Origin of the sequence: Cellulosimicrobium sp. NPDC057862 (assembly GCF_042797035.1) — a bacterium.
GTDB lineage: Bacteria > Actinomycetota > Actinomycetes > Actinomycetales > Cellulomonadaceae > Cellulosimicrobium.
Map to the genome: position 1 here is coordinate 38,853 of NZ_JBHVMH010000016.1, position 13,881 is coordinate 52,733.

General features: G+C 72.5%; 9 protein-coding genes. 1 reads left to right on the forward strand and 8 read right to left on the reverse strand.

Annotated elements, in window-relative coordinates:
- Window positions 1-5 precede the first annotated feature (5 nt).
- The 6 genes from ACFVN3_RS16985 to ACFVN3_RS17010 form a co-directional block, all read right to left on the reverse strand.
- Window positions 6-2,909: a VanW family protein gene (locus ACFVN3_RS16985; RefSeq protein WP_378234109.1), complete on the reverse strand. Its 2,904-nt coding sequence runs from the start codon at window positions 2,907-2,909 to the stop codon at window positions 6-8.
- Between the two features lie 76 nt (window positions 2,910-2,985).
- Window positions 2,986-3,435: a hypothetical protein gene (locus tag ACFVN3_RS16990; RefSeq protein ID WP_378234110.1), complete on the reverse strand. Its 450-nt coding sequence runs from the start codon at window positions 3,433-3,435 to the stop codon at window positions 2,986-2,988.
- A gap of 10 nt (window positions 3,436-3,445) precedes the next feature.
- A complete protein-coding gene (locus ACFVN3_RS16995; protein WP_378234111.1) occupies window positions 3,446-4,480 on the reverse strand; it encodes a PIG-L family deacetylase in 1,035 nt (344 codons plus the stop codon).
- A gap of 13 nt (window positions 4,481-4,493) precedes the next feature.
- Window positions 4,494-6,404 carry a translational GTPase TypA gene (typA, locus tag ACFVN3_RS17000; protein ID WP_047232779.1) on the reverse strand — a complete coding sequence of 637 codons (1,911 nt, stop codon included), beginning with the start codon at window positions 6,402-6,404 and terminating at the stop codon, window positions 4,494-4,496.
- Between the two features lie 239 nt (window positions 6,405-6,643).
- A complete protein-coding gene (locus tag ACFVN3_RS17005) occupies window positions 6,644-8,416 on the reverse strand; it encodes a BCCT family transporter (RefSeq protein WP_378234112.1) in 1,773 nt (590 codons plus the stop codon).
- A gap of 132 nt (window positions 8,417-8,548) precedes the next feature.
- Entirely contained in the window at window positions 8,549-10,378 is a 1,830-nt protein-coding gene (locus ACFVN3_RS17010) for an ABC transporter ATP-binding protein (protein ID WP_378234113.1), read from the reverse strand.
- 65 nt (window positions 10,379-10,443) lie between these two features.
- Here ACFVN3_RS17010 and ACFVN3_RS17015 point away from each other — a divergent pair, with 65 nt between their 5' ends.
- The gene (locus ACFVN3_RS17015) at window positions 10,444-11,022 is read left to right on the forward strand and encodes a PH domain-containing protein (RefSeq protein ID WP_378234116.1); all 579 of its coding nucleotides are present in this window, start codon (window positions 10,444-10,446) and stop codon (window positions 11,020-11,022) included.
- Window positions 11,023-11,093: 71 nt separating this feature from the next.
- On the opposite strand, the gene ACFVN3_RS17020 is transcribed toward ACFVN3_RS17015, so the two are convergent.
- Both ACFVN3_RS17020 and ACFVN3_RS17025 read right to left on the reverse strand, forming a co-directional pair.
- Window positions 11,094-12,134, reverse strand: a complete 1,041-nt coding sequence (locus tag ACFVN3_RS17020; RefSeq protein ID WP_378234117.1) for an ABC transporter permease — start codon at window positions 12,132-12,134, stop codon at window positions 11,094-11,096.
- Window positions 12,131-13,660: an ABC transporter permease gene (locus ACFVN3_RS17025; protein WP_378234118.1), complete on the reverse strand. Its 1,530-nt coding sequence runs from the start codon at window positions 13,658-13,660 to the stop codon at window positions 12,131-12,133. The genes ACFVN3_RS17020 and ACFVN3_RS17025 overlap by 4 nt, the downstream gene beginning before the upstream one ends.
- Window positions 13,661-13,881: the final 221 nt, after the last annotated feature.

The following is a 13,881-nucleotide window of genomic DNA, read 5'->3' on the forward strand; positions in this document are numbered from 1 at the left end:
GTCGTCTACTCGCAGACGACCGCGTTGTCCGGCTTGTACGTCCACCGGTAGGACTCGTCCTTGATGAGCTCGCCCTCGCGGTAGACCTTGCGGTAGTTGGTGATGGAGAAGCCCGGGCTGCCCGCGGGCGTGGGGGCGCAGTCCGCGCCGGAGTGCGTGACCGACGTGGGCTGGACCACGTTCGACTTGCCGCTCGACGACGTCTCCACGTCGTAGTACTTCGTGCTCCAGATCGCGACGTGCAGCTCGCCGCCGCCGACCCAGGACTGCATGAGGACGCCGTACGGGGTGTCGTTCTTGAACTTCATGTCGATCGACCCGACGAAGATCGTCGCCTCGCGCCCCGCGGGGTAGCGCTCGAACCAGTAGCTGTGCGGTCGGTGCTCGACGTCCTCGAGCCCGGCGAAGAAGCCCGCGTTGTACGTGGTCGTGGCCATCTGCGACAGCCCGCCGCCGACGCCCTCCGTGTGCCGGCCGCTCTCGACGATGCCCGCGGCGAAGTAGCCGCCCTCGAGCGTGATGGGAGACAGCGTGTCGACGAGCGAGAAGGTCTCGCCCGGCTTCACGAGGGTCCCCGTCACCTTCTCCGCGCCGCGCCGCAGGTTCGCGGTGCGGACCGGGACGTTGGGCACGGGCGTCGAGAACTCCGAGACCTTCTCCTTGATCCCGAGCGCCTCGAGCGCGGCGACCGACTGCTCGGGGTCGGACTCGACGAGCTCGACCGTCGCGGTCCGCTCGTCGCCGGAGGCCGCCGTCGTGACGGCCGCCGAGAGGGCCGCAGGGTCGATCGTCGTGCCGGGCTCCCCGCCCTCGATCACCGGGGCCCCGTCCTGGAAGACGAAGTGCGCGTCGTCCGCGGCGGTGAGCAGGTCGTTCGTCCGGTCGACCACCGAGTCCACGAGCGTCGCCCCGTCGAAGGTGAGCGTGAGCACGCCGTCGGTCGCAGGGAACGACGCGGCGGCCGCGAGGGCCTCCGGCGGGAGCTCGGCGTTCTGGCCCCCGACCGACACGACGACGGGCGCGGACACGACCTTCTCCGCCTGTGCGAGCCCGGCGTCCGTCTCCTCCTGCGTGATCGCGGGCTCCACGGGCTCGGTCGGCAGCGCGACCGGGCCGTCCGAGACGAGCCAGCTCGACGTGATGGCTGCCGGGACCTCGTCCGTCACGAGTGCCGAGCCGTCGGCCGCCGGCGTGCTCGTCGGGGCACCGTCCACGAACTGCACCGTGCCGTCCACCGGCTCGATCTCGAGACTTCCCCGCAGCGCCTCGACCTGGGCGTCGAGCGCCGCGTCGTCCACGGAGACCACCGGGGCCTCGTCCTCGCCGCCGAACAGGTGCTGCCACAGGCGGGCCGGGCTCATCGAGAAGGCCGTGAGCTCCTCGGCCGTGGCCGCGGCGTCGAACGTGAGGCCCGCGGCCGCCGGGTCGAGCGTCGTGCTCGCCTCGCCGGCCGTGAGCGTGACCGGCTCGGCGGCACGCGGCCCGAGCTCGGCCTCGAGCGTGTCCTGCGCCGCCGTCCGGGTCATGCCGCCGACGTCCACGCCGGCGACGCTCGTCCCGCTCGGGACCTTGTCCGAGTAGAACCACTGCGCGCCGGTGTACAGGCCGCCGAGGACGAGCACCCCGACGCCGGTCCAGAGCAGACCCCGCACCCAGCCGCGGCGCGGAGCCTCCTCCTCGAAGCCCTCGAAGGGTGAGGTCTCCCGCGAGTCGTCGGGCGGGACCGGGCCGAAGGCGCTCCTCAGGCCTGCCGCCGGTGCTACCGCCGGGGTCGCCGCGGCCTCCGTCGCGGCGGGGTCGGCCGGCCGGACCGACGTGCGGACGACAGGGGCCGGCCGCGACCACGGGTCGACGGGCGGGATCACCTGCGTGGCGTCCACCGGCGTCGTCGGGGTCGGCTCCGTGGCCCCCGGCGCGGCCTCGGCCGTGGACTCCGCGGGCACCAGCGGCACGACCGCCGTCTGCTCGGCGTCGGGCTCCTGCACCACGGGCGCCGCTGCGGCCTGCCCCGTCGCGTCGGGCGCCGCGGCGTCCGGCTCCGCAGCGGGGGTGTCCGGAGGTTCGGCGCCCGGGTCGCTCGCCGCCGCGGCGGGCTGCGCCTCGGAGGCGGGCGGGGGGACGAGCACGGCCGGCACGCTGGGGTCGAACGCGAACACCCGCGGGACGTACGGCTCGTCCTCGTCGTCGTCCGCCGCGGGAGAGCCGTCCCCGTCCGGCCCCGTCGGCGCCTCCGGCGCTGGTGCGGGTTCCGGCGCGGGGGCGTCGGCCTGCTCCTCGATCGTCTCCACCGCGTCCGCGCTCGCGGTCGCCTCGGCAGCGCCGTCCCCGGTCGGGCCGTCCTCGGGGCCTGCGGCCACCACGGCGACGTCCTCGTCAGCGGTGGGCGTCTCGGCCGCCGGTCGCACCTCGACCTCGGGCACGTCCCCCGCGGCGGGCGGGGTCGGCTCGGCGGGCTCCGGCACGGGCTCGTCGGCGACGTCCCCGGGGATCTCCTCCGTCTCGACGCCCGGCTCCTCGACCTGGTCGGTGGTGGTCTCCACCGTCTCGCCCTGGTCGGCCGCCGTCGCCGGCTCCGCGGAGTCCTCGTCCTGACCGACCGGTGCCGCGGGCTCCTCAGGCACGTCGTCCCGCTCCGGCACCACGGGAGCCTCGTCCTTCTCGCCCGGAGCCGGGTCCTCGAGCTCGCCCGGCTCCGCGTCCTCGACCGTCTCGTCGGCGCCGGCCGCATCGGCCTCCGCCCCCGCGGCACCGTCGTCCGTCGCCGGCGCCTCGGCGCGGGTCTCGTCGGTGGGCGACGGCTCCGGCGTCTGACCGGACGTCTGACCAGGCGTCTGACCGGGCTCGGCGGGCTCGGGCACGGCGTCCTGCGGGGAGTCGAGTTCGGCGTCTCGGTCGGTCGGCTGACCCATCCACTGTCTCCGTGACGAAAGGCGCGCGGTCGAGCGCGCGACGACGAGGGGTGTGCGGGGATCCGCACCGCGAATTCTAGCGGGACGCGAGGGGGTCCTCGGGTCCGTCGTGCCTGGTGGGACGCCCGTGGAGCGCCGGTCGGAGAGGTCGGTCGCTGAACCACGAACGTGGCAGGAACGCGACCGCCGCGACGACGAGCAGACCCCCGTAGATCCAGACGTACCCGACGGGCTCGCTGGGCACGAGGACGTCGCCACCGGGGCCCTCGAGCGAGAGCAGCTGGACCACGACGACCCATCCGATGCCGTAGCCGAGCAGGCCGGCCATGCCTCCCCACGCGCGTGCGAGGGTCCCGGCCGCGAAGACGGTCAGCAGCGCGAGCACGATGCCCAGCCCGACGTCTCCGGGAAGGTCGACGCCGAGCAGGTGCGCGCGGTGCGCGACGGTGCCGACGAGCCCGACGATCACACCGACGAGCGCGCACGCCACCCCGCGGCCGACGAGCCGCCCCATACCGGTCTCCACGGGCCCCAGGTTAACGCGTGGGCTCGGGCCGGACCCGGTCGCCCGGGAGAGCAGCGCCGGAGGGAGCGTAGAACTCGTGTGAAGGGACGGGTGCCAGCACGTCGTTGCTGAGCGCGTACCAGCCCAGCACGCCCTCGCGGTCGTCGCCCTCGCTCGACCGCACGCCGTCGGCCGCGGCGGTCACGCGCTGGACCTGCGTCCCGTGCGCCCGCACGGCCGCGAGGACCTCGTCGAGCACGGGCGCCACCGGCACGGTCACGAGCCGGGGCAGCGTGGCGTCGGGGCGCGCGACCGGCGGCAGGTCCTCGTCCGGGTCGGGCAGGACGAGGGCGGCGTCGTCCGCGAGGAGGGCGCGGACCGCGGGGTGCGCCGCGAGGGCGCGCCGCGCGGCGCGCACCGTGCTCGCGGGGGCGACGGCCAGCCAGAGCGCGGGCACGGGCTCGCCGGCGGCGTCGAGCAGCTCCAGCGCCCGGACGGTCACGTCGTGCGCGCGCACGTGGTCGGGATGCCCGTAACCGCCCCCGGGCTCGTACGTCGCGACGACGGCGGGACGGCGGTCGCGCACGACGGCGGCCAGCCGCCCGGCGGCCTCGTCGAGCGGGACGGCGACGAACGCCCGGGGTGGGAGGTCCTCCGCGGAGCTCGCGACGCCGGGCGCGACCCAGGCCATCCCGGAGTCCTCGAACCGGGGCCGCGCGGCACCGTCGGGAAGCGCGCTCGCCCCGGGAGGCGTCACCGTGTCGAGGAAGACGTGGTCCGCGACGCCGAGGGCGGCGAGCGCGCGGGCGAGCTCCCCCTCGCGGTGCGCGGCGAGGGCGGGACCGTCGCCCTCGAGGTGCCCGACGCCGGTCGGGTGCGCGGGCGTGTCGATCACCTCGCCCCGCTCGCCGCGCGTGCACGTCACGACGGTGACGCGCTGCCCGGACCGCGCCCAGGTCGCGAGGAGCGCACCCGTGGCGAGCGTCTCGTCGTCGGGGTGGGCGTGCACGGCCAGCAGGCCGCCGTCGGGCACGACGGCGGCCTGCTGGTACGACGGGACGGTCACCCGCGGGGCGACGTCAGGCGCGCTTGGCGCGCGAGACCGCGCGAGCGCGCTCGGTCTGGTCGAGCAGCACCTTGCGGATGCGGACGACCTCGGGCGTGACCTCGACGCACTCGTCCTCGCGCGCGAACTCGAGCGACTCCTCGAGCGTGAGGTGGCGCGGCGGGATGAGGTTCTCGAAGTTGTCGGCCGTCGAGGACCGCATGTTCGTGAGCTTCTTCTCCTTGGTGATGTTCACGTCCATGTCCTCGTTGCGCGAGTTCTCGCCGACGATCATGCCCTCGTAGACCTCCTGGGTGGGGTCGACGAAGAACGAGCCGCGCTCCTGGAGGTTGATCATGGCGAACGGGGTCACCTTGCCGGCGCGGTCGGCCACGAGCGAGCCGGTCGTGCGGGTCTCGATGTGCCCGGCCCACGGCTCGTAGCCCTCGGAGATCGAGGCCGCGATGCCCGTGCCGCGCGTCTCCGTGAGGAAGCGCGTGCGGAAGCCGATGAGGCCGCGCGCCGGGACCATGAACTCCATGCGGATCCAGCCCGTGCCGTGGTTGGACATGGTCTCCATGCGGCCCTTGCGCTGCGCGAGGAGCTGCGTGACGTTGCCGAGGTACTCCTCGGGGACGTCGATGGTCATGCGCTCCATCGGCTCGTGCGTCTTGCCGTCGATCGTGCGCGTGACGACCTGCGGCTTGCCGACCGTGAGCTCGAAGCCCTCGCGGCGCATCTGCTCGACGAGGATCGCGAGCGCGAGCTCGCCGCGGCCCTGGACCTCCCACGCGTCGGGGCGCTCGGTCGGCAGGACGCGCAGCGACACGTTGCCGACGAGCTCGGAGTCGAGGCGGTCCTTGACCTGGCGCGCCGTGACCTTGTGGCCCTTGCCGCCCTTGCCTGCGAGCGGCGACGTGTTGATCCCGATGGTCATGGAGATCGCCGGGTCGTCGACGGTGATGAGCGGGAGCGGGCGCGGGTCCTCGGGGTCGGTGAGCGTCTCGCCGATCGTGATGTCCGCGATGCCGGCCACGGCGACGATGTCGCCGGGCGCGGCCGACTCCGTGGGGACGCGGTCGAGCGCCTTGGTCTCGAGGAGCTCGGTGATCTTGACGTTCTGGAGCGTGCCGTCGTGGCGCGCCCAGGCGACGACCTGGCCCTTGCGGAGCTCGCCGTTGAAGATGCGCAGCAGCGCGAGGCGGCCGAGGAACGGCGACGCGTCGAGGTTCGTGACGTGCGCCTGGAGCGGCGCGCCCTCGTCGTACGTCGGCGCGGGGATCTTCTCGAGGATGGTCGTGAAGAGCGGCTCGAGGTCCTCGTTCGACGGGAGCTGGCCGTCCACGGGCTGGTCGAGCGACGCGCGCCCGGCCTTGGCCGACGCGTACACGACCGGGACGTCCAGGATGGCGTCGAGGTCGAGGTCGGGCACCTCGTCCGCGAGGTCGGAGGCGAGGCCCAGCAGCAGGTCGGTCGCCTCGGCGACGACCTCGGTGATGCGCGAGTCCGGGCGGTCCACCTTGTTGACGACGATGATGACCGGGAGCTTCGCGGCGAGCGCCTTGCGGAGCACGAACCGGGTCTGCGGGAGTGGGCCCTCGCTCGCGTCGACGAGGAGGACGACGCCGTCGACCATGGAGAGGCCGCGCTCGACCTCGCCACCGAAGTCGGCGTGGCCGGGGGTGTCGATCACGTTGATCGTGATGCCGTCGGGCTCCCCCACCGCGGCGGCGGCCGGGCCGGCGTAGCGGACCGCGGTGTTCTTCGCGAGGATGGTGATGCCCTTCTCGCGCTCGAGGTCACCGGAGTCCATGACGCGGTCGTCCACGTGCTGGTGCGCGGAGAAGGCGCCGGACTGGCGCAGCATCGCGTCGACGAGCGTGGTCTTGCCGTGGTCGACGTGGGCGACGATCGCCACGTTGCGCAGGTCGGAGCGCACAGACATCTACGGTTCTCATTTCGTGGGGTTCGAGGGGCGACGACGGCCGGCCACCTCTGCGCGCACGGCGCGGGAGCAGCCCGCCGCGGCATCACGGAGCACGGGCCGTCACCCGGGCACGGCTATCCTACCGGGTCGCGCTTCCCGCCACCATGACCCGCGTCACTCCCCTCCGCGGGCAGCCTCGCGACGCGGCGTCGGGTCGCGCCTCCGGACCGCACGTCGCCGGGCCGGGCGCGTCGGTGTCAGTGCGGCGGCGGTCCCTTGCGCGAGCGCCGGGTCAGGGCGCGAAACCGGTCCGGGCGGTCGGGGTAGAGCTCCTCCCACTGCTCCGAGATGCTCTCCGAGACGTGGGTGGTCACGTGCTCGGTCAGCGCGGCGCGCGCGGCCCGGCGTTCTGCCCGCAGGATCGCGGCGTGCTCCGCGCGCAGGGCGCGGACGGTCGAGACCGCCATCCCGATCATCACGACGGAGAACGGCAGCGCGATGAGGATCGCCGCGGTCTGGAGCGCCTGCAACCCGCCCGCGAGCAGGAGCGCGATCGCCAGGAGCCCCGAGACGCCGGCCCAGAAGATGCGGCTCCACGTCGGCGGGTTCGGGTTGCCCCCGCTCGCCAGCATGTCCACCACGAGCGAGCCCGAGTCCGACGACGTCACGAAGAACACGACGATGAGCAGGATCCCCACGACCGAGAGGACGTTGCCGAGCGGCAGGCCGTCGAAGAGCTGGAACAGCGTGGTGTCCGTGTCGACCTCGCCGTCGACGAGCATGCTCCCCGGCTCGGTCAGCTCGCGGTAGAGGGCCGACCCGCCGAAGATCGAGAACCACAGGGTCGTGACGACGGTCGGGACGAGGAGCGTCCCGAGGACGAACTCGCGCACCGTGCGCCCGCGCGAGATCCGCGCGATGAAGACGCCCACGAACGGCGCCCAGGAGATCCACCAGCCCCAGTAGAAGATCGTCCACGACGACTGCCACTCGAGCCCGGCCTCGCCCTGGAAGGCGGTCGTGTCGAACGACAGCCGGACGATGTTCTGGACGTAGTAGCCGAGCGACTGGACCCACTCGCGCAGGAGGAAGAGGGTCGGCCCCAGGGCCAGCACGAGGACGAGGACGACCCCGGCCAGGATCATGTTGCCGTTGGACAGCCACTTGATCCCCTTGCCCAGCCCCGACACGACCGAGATCGTCGCGAGCGCGGAGATCGCCGCGATGAGCCCGATCTCGAGGGCCGTGCTCGGCTGCACCACGTCGAGGTACCCCAGGCCGGCGGCGATCTGGAGGACGCCGAAGCCGAGCGACGTCGCCACCCCGAACACCGTGCCGATGATCGCGACGACGTCGATGACGTCCCCGAGCCGGCCCTTCACCCGGTCGCCGAACAGCGGCTCGAGCGCCCAACGGATCGACACCGGCCTGCCCTTGCGGTGGATCGCGTACGCGAGCGCGAGGCCTGCCACGACGTAGATCGCCCACGCATGGACGCCCCAGTGGAGGTAGCTCTGCCCCATGGCGGCCTGCGCGAGCGCCGGGTCGCTCCCCTCGACGCCCGGCTTGGGGTCGACATAGTGGGACAGCGGTTCCGCGACACCCCAGTAGACGAGCCCGATCCCCATGCCCGTCGCGAAGAGCATCGCGAACCACACGGGGAGCCGGAACAAGGGCTCGTCCTCGTCCTTGCCGAGCACGATGTCACCGAAGCGGCTCAGGCCCATCCACAGGGAGAAGACGACGAACCCTGCCACGACGACCACGTAGTACCAGCCGAAGGCGCCGATGACGTCCCGCTGGAGCGTGTTCATGAGCGCCGTCACCGTGTCGGTGAAGAGGATGGTCGCGAGCACGAAGAGCAGGATGATCCCGGCGGCCGGGTAGAAGACCCGAGGGTCGGGGCGTCCGGTGCGAGGGCTGTCGAGGTCGTCGGCCGCCGTGGCCCCGCGGGCGGGAGAGCCCGCGTCCGTCGACCCGGCATGGTCCGCGCCGGGCGTCCCCGGAACGTCGTCCTCGGCTCGTGTCATGCCTCCCAGGCTTGTCGCGCAGCCGGTCTCCGGCAACCGGAACGCCCCGGCGCGGGCCACGGTCGTGGCCCGCGCCGGGGCGTCAGGTCAGGGGTCGAGCGCGCGGCCCGCCCTGCCCGGTGGTCCGGAGGCTCAGAACCCCGCGCCCGCGGTGGGCGGCGCGCTCCGCTCGTGGTCGATGTCGTCGCGCGACTCGGCGAGCGACCGCTCCTCGTCCACCAGCGACGACAGCTCGTCGTTCGCGATGTCGCGCGCCGCGGCCTCGAGCAGGGCGTCGCGCGCGGCACGGCGCTCGCGCTGCGCCGCCGGGTCCGGCACCGGCACCGCGGCGAGGAGCCGCTGCGTGTACGGATGCTGGGGGGCGTGCACGATCTGCGACGTCGCGCCCACCTCGACCAGCTTGCCCTTGTGCATCACGGCGATGCGGTCGGACAGCATCTCGACGACCGCGAGGTCGTGCGAGATGAACAGGCACGCGAAACCGTGCTCGCGCTGGAGGTCCGTGAACAGGTCGAGGACCTTCGCCTGCACGGACACGTCGAGCGCCGACGTCGGCTCGTCCGCCACGAGCAGCTTGGGCTCGAGCGAGAGCGCGCGGGCGATGCCGACGCGCTGGCGCTGCCCGCCCGAGAGCTCGTGGGGGTAGCGGTTGCGCATCGCGCGCGGCAGCTCGACCTGGTCGAGCAGACGCTCGACCTCGCGGCTGAGCTCCTTGCCCTTCACGCCCTTGTGCAGCATGAGCGGCTCGCCGATGGACTCGCCGATCGGCAGGCGCGGGTTGAGCGACGACCCCGGGTCCTGGAACACGATGCCGACCTCGGTGCGCAGCGGCTTGAGGTCCTTGGGCGTGGCGCCCACCATGTTCCGGCCGACGATCTCGAGCGAACCCCCGGTGACCGGCAGGAGGCCGACGGCCGCGCGGCCGATCGTCGTCTTGCCAGACCCCGACTCTCCGACGAGCCCGAGGACCTCGCCCTGGCGGATCTGCATCGACACCTCGTCGACCGCGCGGAACGCGGCCTGGCGGCGTCGGCCCGGGTACTCGATGACCATGTCCTGCGCGTCGAGCACGAGCGGACGCTCCTGCACTGCGGCAGCCGGGACGCGGTCCGTGGCCGTGGTCGCCTCGCGCGTGGAGCCCAGGTGCGGCACCGCCTCGAGGAGACGGACCGTGTACGGGTGCTGGGGGTTGCCGAAGATCTCGGTCGACGTGCCGCGCTCGACGACCTGGCCGTCCTTCATGACCATGATCGAGTCGGCCATGTCCGCCACCACGCCCATGTCGTGCGTGATGAGGATGATCGCCGCGTCGACCCGGTACCGCAGGTCGCGCAGGAGCTTGAGGATCTCGGCCTGGACCGTGACGTCGAGCGCCGTGGTCGGCTCGTCCGCGACGAGGAGCTTGGGGTCGCACGCGAGGGCCTGGGCGATCATCGCGCGCTGGCGCTGCCCGCCGGAGAGCTGGTGCGGGTACGCGTCGAAGCGACGCTCCGGCTCCGGGATCTCGACGAGCCGCAGGAGCTCGATCGCGCGCTTCTTCGCGTCGGCGGGGCCGACGTTGAAGTGCGTCCGGATGGTCTCGACGATCTGGAAGCCCACCGTGTACACGGGGTTCAGCGCCGTCATCGGCTCCTGGAAGATCATGGAGATCTCCTTGCCGCGGACGTGCCGCAGCGAGCCGTGCGACATGCCGATGAGCTCACGGTCGCCGAGCTTCGCCGAGCCGCTCGCGCGGCCGTTCGGCGGGAGAAGGCCGAGGAGCGCGAGCGACGACTGCGACTTGCCGGAGCCCGACTCGCCGACGATCGCGAGGACCTCACCGGAGTGCAGGTCGTAGCTCACGCCCGTGGCCGCGGGGTACCAGGCCTTGTCGACGTAGAAGTCCACGCCGAGGTTGCGCACGGTCAGCACAGGGCTGCCCTGGCGCGCGGCCGGGGCCGCGGGAGACGTCTCGATGGCCACGCTGATCAGTGTCCTTCCTGCTGGAGCCGGCGCTCGTGGCGCGGCGACTCTGCGAGCATGGGCGCATGGGTCCCACGCTGGTCTTCCGTTCGACGTACGGCCGTGTCCTCACGCTGGCGACGGGTGCCGTCGCCGTCGCGCTCGGTGTGAGCACGGCCCTGACGGGCGACGTCGGCGCGCTGGTGGGCGCTCTGGTGCCCGCCGCGCTCGTGACGTACCTCGTCTGGATGCTGTTCTGGCGACCCGCCGTCGAGGTGTCCGACGGCGGCGTCGAGGTCCGCAACGTGACCCGCACGGTCCACGTGCCGTGGACGGCGTACGAGGGCGTCGAGGCCCGGTACTCGCTCGAGGTGCGCCACACGGGCGGCACGGTCACCGCCTGGGCGGCACCCCGGTCGAGCGGCTCGGCACGCTGGCTGCGCAGCTCGCGCCGGCGACCCGTGGACCGCGACCGCGTGGTCACCGGCGCCAACGCCGAGACCGTGGCCGAGGCCGTCGCGCAGCGGTACGGGCTGCTCGCCGGCGCCGGCCACCTCGACCGCGCGGTGCCGGGGGCTCCCGGAGCGCGCACCACGTGGCACGTCGTGCAGCTCACGGTGCTGGGCGCGCTCGCCGTCGGGACGGTCGTGGTGCTCACCGCCTGACCGCGACCGCGGCGCGCCGCGCCGCCCGGGAGATCGACGACCTCCCGGGCAGGCGGCGACGGGCGCGGTCATCAGCTCGCCCCGGCCTCACCGGTCGTGCCCGACGTCGCGGCGGTCGCCTTCGGACGCGCGACGCGCTGCGCGCGCGCCATCTTGCGCTCCGACGGGATCCGCTTCTGCCGCGGGTCGAACGCGTCGCGCAGTCCGTCACCGATGAAGTTGACGCACAGCGCGATCGCGACGATGAACAGACCGGGCCACCAGAACAGCCACGGACGCGTCGCGAACGCCTCTTGGTAGTCGCTGATGAGCTTGCCGAGCGACGTCGCGGGCGCCTGGATGCCGACACCCAGGTAGCTCAGCGCCGTCTCGAGCAGGATCGCTGAGCTCATGAGCAGCGTGACGTTGACGATGATCACGCCCACCGCGTTGGGCAGCATGTGCTTGAAGATGATCCGCCGGTCGCTCGCGCCGGCGACGCGGGCGGCGTCGACGAACTCCCGCTCGCGCAGCGACAGGAACTCGCCGCGCACGAGGCGCGCGAGCGGCGGCCACAGGACGAGCCCGAGGAACGCACCCAGGATGAGCGCGTTGCTACCCCCGGAGAGCAGCGCGAGCACCGCACCGATGACGATGACCGGCATCGTGATGATGAGGTCGGTGAACCGCATGAGCCACGAGTCGGTCTGGCCGCGGTAGTAGCCCGAGAGAGCGCCGACGAGCACACCCGCGAGCGTCGCGATGACGCCGACGGCGAGCACGACGAGGAGCGAGGTCTGGGTGCCCTGCATGACGCGGGCGAAGACGTCGCGGCCCGCCTCGTCCTGGCCGAAGATGTGCTCCGAGGACGGTCGGCCGCCGTCGACGAGCGGGTACGTGGAGCCCTGGCCGGAGGCCTTGTACTCGTACCACCCGTGCCACCCGCCGATGCCGATCGACGTGATGGCGAGCAGCACGATGCCGATGAGGACGACGAGCGCGACGACCGCGCCCTTGTGGTGGAAGAAGCGTCGGCGGACGATCTGGCCCTGCGACAGACCCTCGACCTCGAGCAGCTCGATCTGGTTCTCGAGCGCGCCGCCCTGCGGCGCGTCGTTCGGTGTGTTGCTCATGCGTTCACCCGGATCCGCGGGTCGAGGGCTGCGTAGATGAGGTCAGCCACAATGTTGGCGATGATGGCGAGGGCCGCGACGATGACGAGGTACGCCATGACGGGGTCGATCTCGCCGCCCGTGAGGGAGTTCAGGAAGAGCAGGCCCATACCGGGTCTGGCGAAGACCTTCTCCGTGATGATCGCGCCGCCCAGGAGGGTGATGACGTCGATCGGGACGATCGTCGCGAGCGGGATGAGCGTGTTGCGGAAGCCGTGCCGCATGACGACCGTCCGCTCCGGCAGGCCCTTGGCCCGGGCCGTGCGGATGTAGTCCTGGCTCATGACCTCGAGCATGCTCGCGCGCGAGTAGCGCGTGTACCCGGCGAACTGGATGAGCACGAGCGCGATCGTCGGCAGGAGCAGGTGGGTGTACTGGTCGAGGACCTGGACCCAGAAGTTACCGCCGAGGTTGGGCGTGCTGTTGCCGATCGTCGGGATGGGCCGGTTGTTGATCGCCGGCGCCCCGAGGTAGGCGGGCCAGAACTGCATGACGCGGTCGACGAACACCATCGAGCCGACGAGGAACGCGGTGATCCCGGCCGCGCGTGCGGACACGCCCTTGTCGGGGCCGCCCCACGCGTACCCGATCCCGATGCCGACGGCGACGGTGACGACGGCGAGGACGAGCACGAGCAGCCAGTTGTCGACCTGGCGGAGCACGGACTGGATCGGGAAGTAGACGACGACGCCGACGACGACGGTCGTCAGGGACGCGTAGAGCGCGCGGCGGTTCTTCAGGCCGGAGACGAGCGCGGTGACCGCGAAGGCGAGCGCGGCACCCGTGACGGCGATGATGACCGGGCCGAGGTTCGGCTCCTCCCACCAGCCGGAGAGCTGCAGGTAGAGCAGCGCGACGGCGGTCGCGGCGAAGCCCATGCCGAAGACGGCGAGCCGGCGACGCAGGGTGCCGCCGAAGGCGAGCGACCACAGCAGGCCGATCACCACGCCGACGACCGCGATCGCGAGGATCGACAGGTTCGGGTCGCGCAGGAAGTCGTTGAAGCCGATCGCGCCCCACTGCTTGAGCAGGACGGCGACCCAGAAGGCCGGGAGGGAGTAGAGCACGAACGAGACGAAGATCGTCAGGTAGTCGAACGTGCTGTACTGCCGCAGCGCGCTGACGATGCCGACCATGACGCCGAAGATCACGGCGAGGACGGTCGCCGCGGCGACGAGCTGGATGGTCGAGATCACGGCGCCCTGGAGCAGGTTCGAGACCGACTGGCCGCTGCGCCAGGCCGTCCCGAGGTCGCCGGTCACGAAGTCGCCGAGCCACTTGAAGTAGCGGATCACGACGTTCGTGTTCAGGTCGAGGTCGAGCGTGCGCTGATCGATGAGCTGCTGCTTGTTGGGACTCGTGCTCGCCTCGAGGTCCATGAAGATGTACGGCCGGATCGCGGCGCTGACGAGCAGGAACATCGCGAACGTGGACACGAGGAGGGTCGCCAACCCTGCCAGCACACGCCGCGAGATGAAGGAGAACATCGGAGGTCTTACCTCGCTGGTCGGTAGGGACCCCGGGTCGGGGCCGGTCGATTCTACGCGTGGGTCTCGCGTGATCGTGAACCGACGGCACGGGACGCCGCGGTGGAGAGGTCGAGAGCGCCGGAGCACGCGAGAACCGGGGGCCTCGGCGGACGGGCCGCCGAGACCCCCGGTCCCACGAGTCCGGACGCGGCCCGTCGCCGTCCGGTGGGACGGCGACG